At 42.5% G+C, this 19,635-nt stretch carries 4 protein-coding genes; 3 read left to right on the top strand and 1 reads right to left on the bottom strand.

All coding sequences use genetic code 11. The features are described from left to right. Positions 1 to 139: 139 nt before the first annotated feature. From PCY70_RS13680 to argF, 3 genes are all read left to right on the top strand, one after another. The gene (locus PCY70_RS13680) at positions 140 to 16,735 is read left to right on the top strand and encodes a hypothetical protein (RefSeq protein ID WP_305767926.1); all 16,596 of its coding nucleotides are present in this window, start codon (positions 140 to 142) and stop codon (positions 16,733 to 16,735) included. A 220-nt stretch (positions 16,736 to 16,955) separates the two neighbouring features. Next, positions 16,956 to 18,092, top strand: a complete 1,137-nt coding sequence (locus tag PCY70_RS13685) for an aspartate aminotransferase family protein (RefSeq protein ID WP_305767927.1) — start codon at positions 16,956 to 16,958, stop codon at positions 18,090 to 18,092. 99 nt (positions 18,093 to 18,191) lie between these two features. Further along, positions 18,192 to 19,097 carry an ornithine carbamoyltransferase gene (gene argF, locus PCY70_RS13690; protein ID WP_305767928.1) on the top strand — a complete coding sequence of 302 codons (906 nt, stop codon included), beginning with the start codon at positions 18,192 to 18,194 and terminating at the stop codon, positions 19,095 to 19,097. 93 nt (positions 19,098 to 19,190) lie between these two features. Here the strand turns inward: argF and PCY70_RS13695 are convergent, their stop codons facing one another. Beyond that, positions 19,191 to 19,568, bottom strand: coding sequence for a hypothetical protein (locus PCY70_RS13695; RefSeq protein WP_305767929.1), 378 nt, complete (start codon positions 19,566 to 19,568; stop codon positions 19,191 to 19,193). Positions 19,569 to 19,635: the final 67 nt, after the last annotated feature.

Genomic DNA, 19,635 nt, shown 5'->3' on the forward strand with positions numbered 1-19,635 from the left:
GAGTTTATTGCCTTTTTTTGAGGATGGATTTTTTTGTGTGCTTTTTGTTGACAAATTACATCTCAAACTGTAAAATACGTTTATATTGACTTTGATTTTATAAAAAATTTAATTTTATTAAGAGAAGGAGTACATATTAATGAGCAAATTACACCGTAAAATAGCTTTATTCATGGCGACGACACTTACTATCAATATCAATACTTTGGCTATAGAGCCTATAGATTTTCCAGATTTTTCCTTTGAGCAGACTTTAGAAACCGAGCTGCTAGATCCGGATTGGGTAACTGAAGATTTAAATAATCCATTTGACAGTTCTTTTGATAGCTCGTTTGACAGTTCTTTTGATAGCTCGTTTGAAGATTTTGAAGATTACGAAAATACGTTCGAAGATTTTGAAAATGTATTTGAAGATTTTGAAGATTACGAAGATTATTTTGAAAATGATTTCCCTGAATTAGAGCAATCTTTGGAGGAGCCTTTGATGCCTGATTCCTCTACTAACTCTGTCGATACCCCTGTGATTGAAACTTCACTCACTACCATATACATCGATGGCATTGCTACTGATATTTCAAATACATATCCTTACGTTGCACTTACAAATACTGTGCTTTCTACCAACGCAGTGGAACTTCCTGCTGTTACTTTTGATGCCAATTCTAGCAAGCCGCTATATTTGCGTGTTACTGCAGCTGCGGATTCATCTTCTGCTGCTCGAATCGCATCTGCTCCTTTTGATGCGTCTGGCGGAATCTTGACTATAGCGTCAGGAGTTGATACGGCTACTGCTGATGCCGCAATTGCGGACGCTAGATCTGTCTTGTCCTCTTATACTGCCTCATACTTTGCATCAGAGGGCGATACCGTGCCGGTATATACTCTAAAAATTACGGCTCCTATTTCTGCGACGATCGAATTTACTGTTCCAGAAGCGGAGGGCTTTTATGATGAGTTTACTGTTGAAAGCTCTGCAGATGGCACCCCTGCAAAATCGATTTACGTTAATCAATATTCCTCTGGATGGGCGATTCCTCGGGTTACTGTCAGCTCTGGCAAAGACGCGATTCTTGCCAAAACAGAGCGCTTCTATGTTGAGTTCAAAGATGACAAACTCATAGAAGATAAAGATACTATGGTATCAACTAATCTTTTTATAGGCGACCGCATCTATAGCGATGATTTTAGTAATAATTTTCGATATAAATTTACTTATGCAGATCCAGATGACTCCAATAATACGATCATTTTAGAAGTTACTTTCATCGAAGCCAATGCCGTTTTGGATATTGTGGATACCTTAGAAAATGCTAGGTGGATTATGGCGTCTTCTGATGTTGTCGAAGATGGCGTGCTCAATCAAGAAAAAGCGGCTACATTGCTAGAGACTATGGCCACCAATATTGCCTTAAATTTATATACTGAATATGAAGCCGATTTCAGATATTACCGACCTGGTTGGAAAATTACGTACACTCCAGAAAATATTGTAAAAAATGGAAATTCACTTACCTTTAATATCACTGTGGAAGAGCCTCCTCTAAACACCGCGACTCGCTCGCCTGGTGCTCGCAAAACCACAGAGACTATTACTGCAACATTAATCACGACGAACGACCCTCCAGAATGGATTCCTGGTTCTTATATGCCTACTAAAAGTTATTATAGTGGCACTGACCATTCTGTACTCCCAAAACCTATGGCTTATGACAAAGAATCGGAAACCAACATTAACGGCATCATCAAATCTGTTGAGTTTAAAGTTAGCGGTACGGATGAATATATAGTTCAGGATCTTGATGCACTAATTCAGCCAGACCCAGTGAACTCAGATCCGGCTCTATTTTTTATAACAGGTGGTGAATGGGGAATGCCACTTGCAGGTGAATACAAACTTACTTTTGTGGCTACTGATAGTAGTGGAAATGAAATATCTTTGACAACTAACATAATTGTAGTTTCAGATGAAAGTACGCGAGTTGCAATTGTAGTTGATGAAATTCCTGGAATTTCTACTCCATTGATTAGCGTTAGGCCTGTAGAGAAGGATGCGGTATGGACGATTCCGGATCTCTATGCAAGTTTTAAGGTATATCCAGAATATAACCCTGAGGTTCCGGTTGAGGTATTGCGAACAATTACCAAAGATGGAAAGCCTTATATATCTGACTATGGTGAAGAAACTGATAAGGATATCAAGAACGGTTTTGCAGGCGCTGACTATGCAGGTGAGTTATCGCTAGGTGTTTCGGGGGAATATGAGATCACTATAACTGCTACTGCTACAGAGGATCCTAGCAATACGGCACAGGTCGTGTATAAGCTCCTTGTCACTGCTAGCGGAGATATTGATAAGGCTATAGAGGGGCTAACCTTGGATCCGATCATGGTGGATGATTTAAAGTTGTCCTATGAAGATGTATTTTACTTTACGACCGTTAAACAACAAGAAGCTATCATTCTGGACACTTTTTCAGAGGAAATTGAGAAAAAACTAAGTACATTTAATCTAAGAGAGCCGATGACTCATACTGTCAAGATATCCGAACTGAGTTCCACATTGGGGTCTTTCAACTACGAGTTCATAATTACAGATCAATACGGAACTTCTAATCTCAATCATCCAAGTGCTCCAACGGAGTTCATTGGTACAATGGAGTTGAAGAAAAATATAATTGCGAGTCCGATGATCTATGCAACCTATTATGATGTTGTTGGAGGTGGAAATCTCGAGGCGCTTGGCGAATACTATATGGAAGCTAAGGTTGGAGATAAGTCAGTAGTTGTACCTACAATTAAAGTTCAAGATGCAGAAGGAAAACCAATCACTGGACCATACTTTTCTCAAAGACGAGTTTATTATTCTCCTGATATCAATGATTTAAATCAAACAAGTACAAATTGGGTTCAACTTTCTGAGACATCTGAATCTAATAGCACCACTAAGATTAATGTACCTCCAGCTGAGCTCGCTGCTAATCAGTTAAAATCTGGTGGCTATGTAATTCTATATAACGCAGTTTACGACCTGCCGAATGACCTGAGCACCGGTACGTTTCCTGTATTAGACGGAACAAAAAATCTTTTGTATTATAACGATGCGGGCTTTAAGACTATAATCCAAGTAGCCAACAAAAGTCAAATTAAGCTCGATCAAGAACACAATGGTGATTATAGTAACAACTTGAGTGACGTTACTCGTAATCACAAAGATGAGTATGTGATTCCTAAAGTTCAGGTTGGGGATAATACAAGTCCAATATTAAATACGCATTATACTGTCACTATCGATGATGGTTCAACTTCAAAGGTAGTGAAAAATGAGGCTGAGATCTCTAATATTACACAGACCCCTGGTGAGTATAAGCTAACTTATGCACACAAAACTGAAGCCAACAACTTTGTCTCCTTTATCGTAAGTGTTCTCGAGGTCCCTGCACCAGAAATCAGCCTTGTGCAAGGAATTAGTCAGGATAAACCTATCACATTCAATCAGCTAAGTTTTTCAAAGTGGCAGAATCCAGTACTAATTGATAATAAACCTGCGGAATATAATCATTTCTTGGCTTACTATAAACTCGAAGATGAGGAAGAATATACTTTTGTTGATGATGAGTACGTAGGATTTTTAACATTAAGAGATGAGCTAGCAAAGAAAACAGGACGGTTCAATCTCAAATTTACTACGGCTGTTGGATCTAACCCTAATTCTGTCTTTGTGGATGTAATTATTAAGCCAGACTTCCATTTGGAGCGAAATGAGGATTATCCAGGTATGATTTCAAATATAGCTTTTGATCTTAATGGTGATGGTATTCCAGAAGTCGAAGATGTATTTGAGATTATGAGTGAGTTATTCGTAAAAACCTTTGTTGTTACTGAAAATCAACCGATTACACTTCCGTATATTACTATAGGTCGATATATTCCTGGAGATCCTGAGCCTCCAGCAGCCCCTGCTGTTGTAACTAATGCAGATGGCGATGTTGTGGCCGTGGAAGATATTACCAAAAAAACCGGTTTATATACTGTAACTTACACAGCACCAGCCTCGATAGCGATCGAAGATATTCCTCTCGATGATTTTATCTTCTATATTGATGTACAAAAAAGTCCAGCAATCACTTTGGAGCATGGCGGAATCACCTATCGCGGCAACTTTATTGTATTGGCAGAAACCGATGGCCCGCTCGTTATCACTCCCGGTACTGAATATTACAACGGCTCTGATGAAGTAACTTACAAAATTACACAAGGTGGCAAAGATTGGACTGGTGCGCTAGACGATATTACTAAGTCGGCAGGCACATACGCTATCACTTACTCGCTTCCTGGTGCAAAAGATATTACTGCAACTATTTTTGTGTTCGGTCCAAAAAAAGAGCTCTCCATCAATATTTCAGAGGTTCCAAATAAAGTTGCACTTAGCGAGCTTGACCAGCTTCAGTGGCCGATTGTCGAAGTGTCGTATGGCGGCGATCCTATTGCAATAAACGAGCTTGATTCTTACGAAGTAACTGCAACATACTTGGGGGGCAAGTCTACGCAATCGGTGGCGAATGCTATTTCCGTTGAGCCTCCAACTAATGCGACTGACGCTATCGATCTAATAAAGGCAAATGGGTCTGGTATGTATACCTTTAAATATAAGGCGACGTATGATGGGAAGTCGGTATCAACTGGTTCGCATTTCATTCAGGTTTTGCCACCGCAGTTAGATCATGCTGCGATCACATATTTCGAGATGCCTTCTCTGTTCACAATTCCTGAGTATCCAGGAACTGGTACGCTATATTATTCCGTTGTAGGTGAAGACGGCTCCATTAAACAAGAGTTTACTCGATGGGCATCAGATTCTACTTATTATTCTTTGGAAGAAGAAAAATTGACTATTAAATATTATAGAGAGTTTTTGGGCGAAAGAAGCGATACCAAAGAATTTGTCATTCAAACTAAGGAAGGTATAACTGAAAAGCTAGTGATAACAATTGACGGGAACATCAAAAACATTGACGTGCCATATATGTCCAACTGGTCTGACGATCTTTTGCCAACAGCAACAGTGTCAGATGGAACAACACCTTATCAAGTTAGCATCACTTCCGCTCAGCTATCTCAAAATGAGGTCAATGCGGCCAGCACCGGAACCATCGTAGGTACAGTAAATACATCTGCTCCAGGCATATATTTTGCGACTTATACCGCAGTAGATCTAAATACTGGTACTTCAGCTGATCCGGTAGTAATCGTTATTACTGTTACCGAAAACGCTGCTCCAGTATTTGACAAATTGCCAAGCTTTTCTGCAGCCACTGTTGGGGTACCGTATACTATTCCTGCTGTAACGGCAACTGATCCCGATGGACACGAGGTTGATATCACCTATTCTGCAGATGACGGAGCGACCAAACTTCCTTTAATTGCGCCATATACATTTAATGAAATCGGCGATAAAACTCTCACGTTCTATGCCACTGACAAAGTCCCTCAAGCCGCTACGTCGCAAACTACCAAAACTATCTCTGTTAAGAATGCTGAACCGGCAGTTATAACGATAGATCATGGCGGTACATTATATCGCGGCGACTTCACTCTTGCTCCAGAGTTTGGTCAGGTAGATGCTACGTATATTACGTCGCTAGAAAATGTAACGGCAACACATTACGGAGAAGATGTAACCGATCAAATCGAACGCAAAATAATTCAAGTTACCGATGTGAATGGCTCGGTTATCAATAGGGAAATTACAGAGTTAAGTCAAATTTTAGATGAGATTGGTACTTATACAATACGCTGGTCTGTTGGCAACGACTCTGTTACTGCGACAATTAATGTCCGCGACACAACCGCTCCAATCATCATTTATTCCGGACCAAAATTGTTCTCGCATTCTCTAAAAGACGATCCTAACGGCTTTGAGGTTCCTTATTTATATACCGACGAAGAGTTGCAAGCAGTTGTCACAATTACATCTGGAGACAGTACATTACCTAATACTACAAGCCACATCACGACAGCTGGAAAATATACTCTCACCTACACTGCAGTTGACGCGGCGGGCAATGAAGCCGAACCAGTAGTTCTCTCCGTTAACGTCGAACCTCTCGATGCCGCAGCACCTACAATATCTGTAAGTGACGGTACCAAAACGTACACTGTTGATTCTGTTATAACGTTAATTGCTGGCTCTCCGGCTCCAACTTTCACGGCCACCGCATCTGATAACACTGAAGTTACATTCGACGATACATCAATCGATATGAACACCCCTGGTGATTACCAAATTATGTTCACCACCGAGACCGGCGCTATGCTCATCTTAACTGTAAGTGTACTCGAGAATGAGCCTCCAGCTGTCGTGGTTGAATACAAAAACATTACCTACACTTATCGTGATGTTCCGTCAGCGCCAGACTTTACTGTTAAATTAACCGAAGCGGATCCTACACCAATCTTTAAGGCAACAGCAACAGACAACGGCCAAAGTGTTCCGGTAGATCCGCCAGTCATTAAGAAATACAACGTCGACGATGATACCACTGAAGATAGTTCCCTTACTCTAGACGAACTCACTGCAAACCCTGGCACATATCACCTATTATTTAATGCGACAGATACCATTAATTCCCAAATTGTCGGAACTGTTATAGCAGAAGTTCAAATAAACGACGTTCCTACTTTGACATATAATGGTTCCTCAGATGCTGCCAGTGTTGATATCAATTTCGGCGACACTATTCCTAATGTTATCGTCTCAGATTTAGAATATGACCGAGATATGGCGGCGCAAACTTCAACATTTGAAGTTTCAATCAATGGCGAAACAAGCACACATTCCAACGACGCGACGATTGATACGTCTGAGGCAACGCTTAAAGTCGGTACCAACATTCTAATCTTCACATACACAGATGCCGAGGGTCAAAAGGCCACCTACACACTCACGATAAATGTAGCTCAGCCAGACAGACTTCCTGTTATCACACATAACGGCAAACCGATCGAATCAACCGAAACTGTCACACTTACAATAAAAGCTGGTTCTACTATTGATGTATCCATAGCCGATCCTGACGGTGATCCAATGATTATATCATATAGCATAACAAACGAATCGCTAGGAGATATATATTCTGATGACTACACCACCACCGCTGACTTCGAAGCCGCACTTGATGCTCATCTAACCGCACTTAAAATCGCTCCAGATGAAACGGAAACCGTATACAATCTCGACATTTTCGTAGACAATGCCGACGGCGAGAACTTAACCAGTACCGGATTCCGACTCACAGTTACTTCTGATGCGCCAACGCTCACATATGGCACATATAGCGGATCAACGGTTTACGCAGAAGACACATTCTTAGAAGGCTCAGCACACACCATCCTCGATGTTGTAGCAGCAGATTCTGATGGCACAATTACTTCCTTCACATACGACGATGGCAGTGGCTATGGGATGAAGGACTATGATCGCGACACCTTAATCGAATATCTCACCATGCTTACAAATCTTGATATGCCATTTTTAACCTTCACCGCCACCGACAATGCAGGCTTAACCGCCATACTCTACCTCACGCTAACAATCACCGAAGACACTCCGCCAACCATCAGTTATAATAATGAACCTGTAACAAACGGCTTCGGACAGGGTGCCCTCAGTCTCACCGTTCACACAAATCAAATAGCCGAGTTACCTGCTTTCACCGCAGAAGACAAAGAAGGTGACGTAACCAGCTTCACATATAGCATAGACTATGCGGAAGCCAAACCATATACTCAAGAAGCATTAGCAGCCGACCTAGCCGCAGTCGACACAACATTGTCAGCATCTAGCAGTATCACAATCATCGCGACAGACAATAATAATAAAACAAGTCAGCTCGACGTCACGATCACATTCAATCACCCACCTGTATTCACAATCGATAGTGTAGAAGCAGGAGAAACAGCGGAGGTAACATTAGTTGCTGAAGAAGTATTAGATCAACCACTCGTAATTAGCACCACAGATAAAGAAGACGGTATGACAATGGACATAACTCTCACTGTAAATGGGGAAGCAAGAGATGACTATTGGCACAGCGGGGGTACAGAATGGTACGATATAGCCAAGACATTGCCAATCGCCGCCGATCCGTATGTATTTGAATTCACGGCTACAGACTTAGCTGAAGGCACCAGTACATTAACGCTAAATGTCACAGTAGTCGCAGCTGAAGTAGACGCAACAATTCCTACGCTTACATTACAATATGGCCAAACAGAAATAATAGCCAATTCAGATAACCCGAACGTCGCAGAAACTCTTACAGTCAATTTGGAAACGCTGGAAGATTTTGTAATAAAATCCGTCGATGAAACAGCATCGGGTGAAGCCGATCTAATCCCTACAGTTACATTAGGTGGGATAGATATAGAGGGTACAACGACAGAGGAGAAAGCAACGGCCACAAAAGCGGCGGTTCAATCATTAAGCGCGGATGCCACGGAGGAGCAACGCACACTACAAATAATAGCAAACGACGGGACTAACACTTCCACAATAACAGTAATCATAATCATTAATGGAGCACCAAAAATCGTTCCGCTAGAAAATGAATCATACCAAACGGTAGTTGGAGACAAAGCATTTGAGATGCCTATTCCGGCAGTAGAAGATGTAGTCGGAGATGCGACCACAATATCATATACGATCACCAATGCGCAGGGAGAAACAGTAACGGATGTCGCATCGATGGTGGCAACGGAAGGGGTTTATACCGTAACGTATATAGCGACAGACAGCTATAATAAAACCTCCGACCCATACACAATTACGGTTACAATAATAGCAGAAACACGAGAACCGATTTTCAAAAATCCGGGCTTAACTGCATACAAAATAGAATCCGGAAGCGAATTTGTTATACCAGAAGTTACAGCAGTAGACGGCATGACCGGCAATGAACTTCCGGTAGCAAGACTAGTTACCAAAGGAACTTCGAGCGTTGCGGAAGATGCGATCACAAACATTGCAGGCGACTATGCGATCACCTACAGCGCAACTTCGGCTTCAGGAGTTCGCGGCACATACGTCATCACCGTTAAAGTAACAGATACCACCCCGCCTGTCATCCACTACAACGGTAAAGCAATGGCCGCGAATGAAATTGTCGATCTAACGGGAGCGAATGGATTGATAGCAAATTCGATATATGCACCAGAAATAACAGTTACCGATGCCAACACGCCGCTTCCAGTTGTAAGAGTTGACATATACGAAGGCAAATTTGACAGTCCACCGAACGTTAAGGCGACCAAGATCAAAATAGCCGACATTACGAAACAGCCGCTAGGGACATATACTATAGTCTACTCAGCAAACGACGTCGTATCCTGGCGCTCAATATATATACAAGTTGAGATAATAGCAGGTACACCAGAAGTAGAGGAAAATTTACCGATCATAACAATACTAGACAAAAACGGTACGGTACGTGACGAGACGCAAGATGTTGGCGGTACGGGAGCGACATTTCAACATGAAGTAGCGGTAAATACTACCGTCGAGGATTTCCATAAAATGGTTCAATATTCTGCAACTACAGCGGATAAATCTAAAGAATTACCTGTCGTAGTAACTAATATTACGCACGATAATAACTCGCAATTCTCCAGCATAGAGCAATTTCTCACCGTTCCAGGTTACTATACTGTCACACTACAAGCACGCGATGGAGAAGTGGCGGCCATTCGACGAATTAGCATTCGAATAGTAGATACGAGCGCTCCTGTAATTAGCTACCAAGGCGAAGCGATCCCTAACGGTGAAACCATCAAAATTACTCTTGTTCAGCCGGAACGATTTAATGCCGATGATATTACAATCACAGACAATTCTCTCAACGCTGGTGGTTCGGGAGTGTATATTACTCCTCCAGGTGCCGCATCGCCATCCACAACGCTAATCAAATTTAATAACAAAACAGCCGGCACTGGCTTTGCTGACTCGCTAAATAAAGTCGGAGAAGTGGTCGGCACATACAACCTAAAATTCATCGGCAGAGACTGGCAGCCGGGAATCGCTTTAGGAGTAAATAAAAATGCCGACGTCTTTATAGAAGTGGAAGTTTTAGCAAACGCGCCAGCTGCAGATACAGAAAAACCAGTAATCGCCAAACCAGAAAAAGAGTCAATTACAGTCAAAATAGGGTCGGAATTTATTATGCCTCCTACCCCAGCGGTGACAGATAACGGACCTGATGCGCTAACAGCTCTTACCACGATATTAAACTCAGATAATAAAGTGGTAACTGAAATCGATACAACAGTAGCCGCGGTCTACACAATTCAATACGATGCGGTCGATAAGTCGGGTAACAAGGCAGATCCACAATATGTAACAGTAACCGTAACAGATGTTGTGGACGGCGCACCTACATTTCCTAATTCGGAAGTAGCGCTTGACGAAATTCATCTGGGTTCGGCACCGGCAATTGATACAAGTGCAGCAGCTCTCAAGACCACTCTCAAGGCGCTATTAGATCCAAAATTTGCCAGCGATCCAAATGTTATAATTACCCCGGGAAAGGTGACCTGGGGCTATAGCAATAAATTTTTAAACAATAGAGTTAATGTAGTCCGAATTCCATTCACGGCTGAGCTAAATGGCATATCAAATGACTTAACTTACACTCGTACACTTGCACTTGATCAGGAAGAGCCTGCATTTTATATTTTCAATACAACAGCAAAAGATAATATATTGGCAATAGTGAAGGGGCAAGAATGGTATCCGTATGCCGCGGCAGATGCGAAAGACGGCAACTTAATTCCAGAAACCATTCGTACATTGATTGGCCCAGACGGCGAAACAGTTGGGCAGTTTAAAGGCTATAAAGAACCAGGGGAAGCTAAAGTAGAGCAATACGGATTATATCAGCATAAGCACGAAGTAACAGACAGCGATGGCAATTCGATCGAAGCCACCTTCTACAGTATAGCAGTCCCACCCGAAAATGATGCCAACCGTCTCGCGATTAAAGTCGACGGAACAGCTCCGACATATGATTCAAATTCCAAGCTCAAAATAAATACGCGTGAAATAGCTCGGTATACACCATTTGCGCCAGTAGTCGAGATGCCAGATGGTAGCGAATTGGAGACGATCATATTATCAACCACGCCGGTTGGTGGAAATAGAGAGATAGAATTATTAACGCTTAATGGCACACTAGAAGATGCGAAAGAGATCGCAGCTGAACCAGGAATATATACAATAGCCTACATCGTTCGCGATCAAACCGACCCGGTTAATAAAGTTGGCGCATATATCGAGGAAATTACTGTTACAGAGGCAGAAAACAATGCTCCAAGCCTAACGATCACATCCGCCAATGGTCCTCACACAGAAAATTTCGCTTTAATGGCTCCGCTCAATAGTGAACTTTTACTTAGCGCGGCAGCTACAGACGAAGGAGTAGACATTCCGGTGAGTGCGGTCATTGCTAAACAAGACGATGCTAATTGGGTTGGCTCAATGGCAGATATTACCAAAACCGCAGGAACATATACCGTCACATATACAGCCGCAGATACTTTCGATGAAAACTTAAACGTCTCGATTACAGCTACCATCACTGTCGCATCAGCAGATAGTGCTCCTACATTCAAAGATGGTACGCTTGTTCTAGAAGAGATATTCATGGATACTGTGTTAGCTACTCCAACCGAAGAGCATCTCAAAACGCTATTCGCAAAGCCAGAAGAGATCACGATTACGGGTGTAGTTGCAAAGCAGGCGCATGGAAATCTTCCTACAAGCAAAGCTAGGGTCAACGTGGTCACCACCACCTTCACAGCCGCAAATACTAACGGATCGCAAGAACTCACTCATATCCAGACAACAGTACTTGATCAGGACACTCCGGCATTTGGTATTAACAATATCGCAACCAACGACGTGATTACAGTCAGTACAAAAGGTCGAGCATTCTTTCCGTTCGCTGCGACTGACAAGCAAGACGGCAGCAGTTTAATCGCAAAAACAGTCCGCACACTCATCGATCCTGCAGGAGATATCAAAGGTACATTTACAGGAGCTACCGGTTCAGACGACAAAGACACCGGCTCCTCAAATACATTCGGTTTACATCAATATGTATACGAAGTGGCAGATAGCGACAACAATGCTATCAAATCTACAGTATATGTTTTCACCACACCGAATGAAGCTCAGCAATCCGCTAATCCTGCAATCACTGTCGATGCGAAAATAGCTACCTACGACACCAAAGGAACAAAGATGAATATCGAGCCAAAGGAGGCCGCTCAAGGCGAGTATACCCCAACAATTGTCGTTCCAAGCGATTCCACGCTAAAGATAGTCATCCTTAAAGGCGAAGGCACCAAGGAAAATCTAAAGGCAACTCTCGTAAATGATGACGCGACAGCAGCAGATATAACAGCGCTGACACCAGGCTCATATACTATCGGCTACATGGCAGTTGATAATAACAACGCTGAAAAAGTGAGTATGTTCTTACAAGCTCTCACTGTTACACCAGACGCTACTCCTCCGGTTCTTACCGCGCCAGCTATTACAGAATACGAAGTGGCACAAGGAGAAAAATTCGTTCCGCCGACATTAACGGCCCTCGATGCGATTGATGGAGACGTCACCGCGACATATGAAGTTACCCGCGACGGCGCTTCAGCAACTCTCGATACTAACGTAACAGCGGGTACAAAATATACGATCACGTATACCGCCACAGATGCAGCTGGAAATGTTTCAAACGAAGTAACAATCACACTCACAATTTTGGGGCCATTAATTACGTTCGACGTTCCACAAGATGCTAAGCTCACGTTCAACGTTGGGGAAGAATTCATACCTCCAAAAGTGACCGCCACAGATGCATATAGCATGCCTCTCGAGACAGAATATTCGGTTATACGTCGTAAAAGCGGTTTTATCAATACGAATACAGCCTGGAAGACGGAAAACATTACCAAGCAAGGTGGCAAATATTCCCTGCTATATACCGCACACGATGCAGCAGGCAACGAAGCGGCCAAGGAAGTCAACATCACCGTGACAGATACGCAAGCTCCTGTAATCAAATATAACGGCGAGGACGCAGGAGCAACAGCGACTCTCGATCTTCAAAAAAATTCAGCTCTTATAATCGATGTCGCGATGGAAGATGATGCGGCGATGGCAAAATTCACTCGCGAAGTTACAGACCCAAACAATAAAAAAGTCAACGATACCAACTTCCCTAATATTACAGCAAAGCCGGGGACATATACTGCGGTCTACGATGCAAACGATGGTTATGGGCAAGATAAATTTACACTCACAATTAATGTTTCAGACGCTGAGGCAGACAAAACTGGTGTCCCTGTAATTACCGCTTACGACGAACGAGGCAAAAAAGAGATCCCAGCTGTCGCTCCTGGTGCAACCCTAACCAGAGTTTTCAGATTGCTAGATGATACTCCAGAAACTCTCGATATTACTCATACTACAGATATCCCGGCTACCATCACCGTCGATTATACTGGAAGCATATCCAATGTCTCTCAAACCGTAGCTTTAGAAGATATCTTCCGTACGCCAGCATATTACACCACCACCGTTATTGCTACCAGCACCGCGGACCCCACAAAATCTTCGATGCTTACCTATACTACTGTCATACAAGATAATTGGAAGCCAACATACTATTTCAACAACGTCGAGCAAGCAGATCTAACAGAAGCGACAATGGAGCACCTACTCAATAGCGGCACTCTCGCTCCTAACGTTGTAGCATACGACAATTCTCTAAGAGCAGGCAACGCGCCAGTTAAAATAGTTAGCATCATCGATGGGCAAGAAACTCAAGTACTTCCGCATAAAGATGGCAACGGCAAAGATCTCGTTTTCACGGCATCGCAGTATCCACTCAAAGTTGATGGCACAGGCAAACCATATGCTGATGCGGAAATCATGGCCATCGTGGCAGAACTTGGCAATCAAGTAGGTACTCACAAATTATCGTATTACGCATCTCAGTGGCAAGGATATAACGCAGCATCAAATGGTGACCACTCAGAATTTTTCCTTACAGTCAACGTTGTTACAACTCTCGATGCCGATGCGCCAATTATATCTGAGCCAGAAAAACTCGCGTATACCGTCGAGCACGGCGCAGCGTTCACGATGCCGGTCGCTCCAACAGCCACTGATGCGCAAGACGGTCCAGTAGATGTTATAACGAAAGTTCAAGCTCCAGATGGAACAATTTCCGATTTTGTTGATACGCAAAAATCTGGCGAGCACAAGATCATCTACTCGGCAACAGATGCGGCTGGCAATAAAGCTAAAGTGAAAATAGTTACCGTTACAGTTAATCCCGGAGCATCCACAGGTCCAGTCATTTCATACGGTGGTGATACAAGCGAATCTATCGCAGTAAGCATGGATACCGGCTACTCCGTGCTTGAATCTATAACAGCTACAGAAGGTTCAACTATCACATATGATGTCGATAGCAGCAATGCAGAATCAACATATACAAAAGCTGCACTCGACGCAGATGTTGAAGCCTTAGGTGCTGGTGAACACACGATAACCATCACCGCTACAAACGAAACAGACAATTTAACAGACGAGTTAACCATCACTTTAACTGTAGCAGATCCAACTATTTTATACGGTGAAGCAGATTATACAGGTTCTTCGAATAACATATATTTAAACGCCGAGGCAAAAACACTCGAAGAAATTACAACAACTAGTAATAACGAGTTAACATTTTCGATAGACGGTAGCGCAAAGATAACTTACACAGATGCGGCCTTAAGAACAGAGATTGCCAAATTACCTGACTCGATTGACTCGAGTATGCCATATGCTATAGTTTTCTCTACAGGAGCAACTGGATTTGATTTCACATTAAACGTCACAGTAGATAACACTCCTCCGGTAATCACCGTAACTGATGAGCTAGGCGCAACGGTCACAAATTTTGAAATAGAAGTTATGACCGATGACCAAACAATAGGCTCATACACATTTACTGTAGAAGATGCCAACCCAAATGAGACAGCAAGTCTAACTACTACAGAAACAATCACCAAAGACGGCGCTAACTTCGGCGATGGTATAGCGATGGTCACATACGAAGCCGGCGAATATGTAATTACTTCCAGCTACACAGATGCAGCAGGAAATATTACCGCAGTAAATCTCAATGTCACCGTAGTTGGAGATACAGAGGCTCCGGTCATCACAGTTCCAGCGGTTTTGGAATATAAGGTTGCAGTAGGTGATTCAAGCTTTATCGTGCCTATAGCTCCGGGAGTGACCGACAATAAAGATGGAGTTTTAATCGCAACAGAAACTATTGAAGGGCCAGATGGTGCCACTGGGTTTGATGTTAGCATACCAGGTGTATACAAATTCACATACACGGCATCTGACGCGGCAGGAAATGAAGCAATCCCGGTGGTAATAACTATCACGGTAACAGATGAACTTGTTCTCAGTGTAACAGCTGATGCGCATGTATATACTCAAGATGCAAGTATCAGATTTATCATTGGCTCTGAGATTCCATATCTATCACACAACGTAACAGGTACTGGCTTCGAGGATGCGGCAGTAACTATTAAAGTAAATGGTACAGATACAGATTCAGATTCATTATCCACCGCTCTCACAGAGGCCTTAGCGTCAGCGGGCAATCACACAGTTGCGTATTATGTAAACGGAACACTTACTCTCACTCTCACATTTGCAGCAGAAGCCAACACTCCTCCGATCATAACGGTCACATATGATGGTAATTCATACACAGCTGATGTGAATAATTCAGATGTGCTTACAGATGAGATCATAATCGCCGAAGGGTCAGGAGCGCTAATTGAATATGAGGTCACAGACAACGGTGATCCTGTATCTATTGAAACAATGATAAACTCCTCTGATGGCGGGATGGGTACTACATTAGACGACTTGCATAGTTTCCCTGGCACATACTCTATCAAATTCACAGCAACGGACGCGACTGATTTGACAACAACTACCACAATTACAGCCAATGTCATAGTAGTAGCGAAGCCTATATTGCAAATTGATAACGTGGAAGCAAAAGATGTTGAGCACATAACACTTCAGAGAAGTGGATCTGCTGAAGATTATACCTTATATACCGATGCGTTTTCGTCGACAATCACGACAGCGGCTGGAACTGAGGTCATTACAGTTACCCTCGACGGGACTGAATATGGTTCTTATGATCCGTCATTATGGGATTCATTTACTATAGATGATACCAACGCGCTAGGATTAATGAATACCTTTGTCTTCAGTGCAGCAAGTTCTTATATTCCAGAACTTACCGACAGCTTTACGTTAAAAGTCAAAGTGAATTTATTACCGACGATAACTTTCCCTACTGCGCAAGATGATGGTTCAGGAACATTGTCGGCCACTATTGCAGCAGGCGAAACAATAGGAGTAAACATAGAAGATGCGAATGACGATAATTTGGCTATTACCTATAGCATAGATGATTCGTCAGGTGGAATAATCGCCTCTGAAGAAACATTTACCCAAGAAGATTTCGACGAAGATATTAAAAATCTTACTGACGATATGTATACAGTAACGATCTCGGCCATAGATGATCCTGATGCTATGAATACAGCAACGGCTAGTTTAGCATTGACAGTAGGAACTGGCGTAGCCGAATAGATTAGATAAAGAAAAACGCAAAGTATATGCTATACCCACATACCGAAGATAAATAATTTTTGAGGGGACACTCGATGCCCCTCATTTTTTATGCCATGGGTTAAGTAGATAAGACAAGATAAGAGGAAATACATATGAGAGATTAAGAAGTTGCTATAATAGATCAGCAGCAGTCAAGATGATTGCTCTGACATATCAAATTAAAAGGAGTAATTAAGCTATGTTAATGAACACATATCCAAAATCAGATGTTACGTTTACCAGAGGCGATGGTAGTTTCGTATATAGCGATAAAGGCGAAGTATATCTAGATTTTACCAGCGGAATAGGCGTAAACTCTTTGGGGTACAACAATCCGACTATCACCAAGGCTCTTGTTTCGGGAGCTTCTTTAATGCATTTATCCAATTTGTATGATACGGCGCAAGATAGAAATTTGGCGCAGCTTCTTATAGCCAAGATGGGGCTAAAATCTGTCTTCTTCGCTAACAGCGGTGCCGAGGCAAATGAAGGCGCTATTAAATTGGCGCGAAAATATAGCTACGACAAATACGGTCAAGGGCGCCACGAAATTATAACTTTGCGAAATTCATTTCATGGCAGAACGATCACGACGCTTAGCGCCACAGGTCAAGATAAATTTCATAAATATTTTACGCCGTTCACAGATGGCTTTTCTTACGTACCAGCAAATGATATCGAGGCGCTACTTCAAGCTGCAACGGATCGAACTTGTGCAATAATGATAGAGTTAGTCCAAGGCGAAGGCGGAGTATTGCCACTCGACAGAAAATATGTAAAAGAGTTGGCGGAATTTTGCAGGAATGAAGACGTTCTACTTATAGTAGATGAAGTACAAACCGGAGTTGGCCGTTGCGCTACATTTTGCGCCTACGAACAATACGGAATACTTCCAGATATCGTGACGTTGGCAAAAGGATTGGGCGGAGGAATTCCGATAGGCGCGATAGTATCTGGAGCGAAATGCGAGTTCACATTTGGAGTAGGAGATCATGGGTCTACATTTGGAGGAAATCCGTTAGCCTGCCGTGTCGCGAGTGCGGTAGTTGGCACCATGGAGAAAAGCTTCCTGGAGGGAATTTATGACAAAGGGGACTATATCGTAAAAACTCTCAAACAGATGCATAGCCCTCATATCAAAGAAGTGCGAGGCTTGGGGCTAATGATAGGAATAGAGCTCAGCGATCTATCTGCCATAGACGTGCGAGCGAGATGTCAAGACAACAACCTACTAGTGCTAACAGCGGGCACAAACACCATAAGGCTGCTACCGCCATTGACTATATCGCTATCAGAAATACGAGAAGGGCTTGCTATATTGCAACAAATAATATAAACTGTATCTGCTCCAGCGATGGCGATTATTTCAGTGGCAGATCATGCCCCCGCTATCGAATTTTTGTTGGTTTTATTTTTATATTAAAGGAGACGTTTTATGAAAAATTTATTTAAGATTTTGGATTTGTCCTCGGCTCAAATTACCGAAATTTTAGACTCTGCTGATGAACTGAAACTTCTGAGAAAAAAGGGCATCTTTAGCGATGCTTTGCGCAACAAAAAAATTGGTATGATTTTCGAAAAGGCTTCGACCAGAACTCGCATCTCTTTTGAGGTCGGTATCTCTGAACTGGGCGGAACGCCTCTCTTTTTATCTGGCTCTGATTTGCAGATCGGTCGCGGCGAACCTCTTAAGGATACTGCTCGTGTTTTGGCACGCTATCTCGATGGCATTATGATTCGCACTTTTACTCAGGCGACTGTTGAGGATTTGGCCAAGTATTCTGGTCTCCCAGTTATTAATGGCCTTACGGATCTTGCGCATCCTTGCCAAGTTTTGGCAGATCTTATGACTATTCGTGAATTTAAAGGATCGCTGGAGGGCTTAAAGCTCGTTTTTATCGGTGACGGAAACAATATGTGTAACAGTCTGGTTGTTGGGGGTCTAAAAATGGGCATGCAGGTTTCTATCGCTGTTGCTCCTGGCTATGAGCCGTCACGCACTATTCTGTCTTTTGCGGCGACCTACGGAAACCAGTTTAAGATAACGTATCGACCGGAGGAAGCTATATGCGGAGCTGATGTAGTAATTACCGATGTATGGACCAGTATGGGGCAGGAGGCCGAGGCCGCTGCAAGGTTGAAGGCTTTTAGTGGATTTTGTTTGACCAAGGAATTGTTATCAGCAGCTAATGATGATTATATGGTTTTGCACTGCTTGCCAGCGCACCGAGAAGAAGAAATTTCAGAAGAGGTCTTTGAAGAGAATGCGAAATATATTTTTGAAGAGGCAGAAAATCGATTACACGTACAGAAGGCTGTAATGCTTAAAGTTTTTGCTTAGCTTTAAAAAAGGAAAAGTAAGGAAAAGAAAGGAAAAGAAAGGAAAGGAAGAGGGGATCCGATTGCTTGGTCCTCTCTTTTTTTTCGGGTTCGACTAAACTTCATTAGCCACATATTTAACATCTAGTTCGTCTATCGCATCATCGGCCTGTTGTCTAGCCAAGTGGCGTTCCTTGCGCTTGCGTAAATACAATAAGCTGTTACATGGAACTAAGAATAATATTGCGCAACCATATACATATACTGCCTCCCAAAACCAATGAGCATAAACATGGCTCTGCTCGATGACAAAAATAAGTGTAATGAAGTTTAAGCAATTGAGAATTACTATAAACCAGTGGTCTACTTGCTTTGAATTTTGTCTAAATAATAGCAATTGGATCAATATCGGCAACATAGCCAGTATCAATGTATACAAATATGAGTCGAAAATTCCATAGATAATCGTTAACATTGTGTCGATACTTTGCATATAAACTCCTCCTTTAATAAAAATTTTGCAGATATATCATGATTATATTCACACAGTAATTAATTAT

This window comes from Candidatus Epulonipiscium viviparus (assembly GCF_030708075.1).
In the GTDB taxonomy this organism is placed as follows: Bacteria; Bacillota; Clostridia; order Lachnospirales; family Cellulosilyticaceae; genus Epulonipiscioides; species Epulonipiscioides viviparus.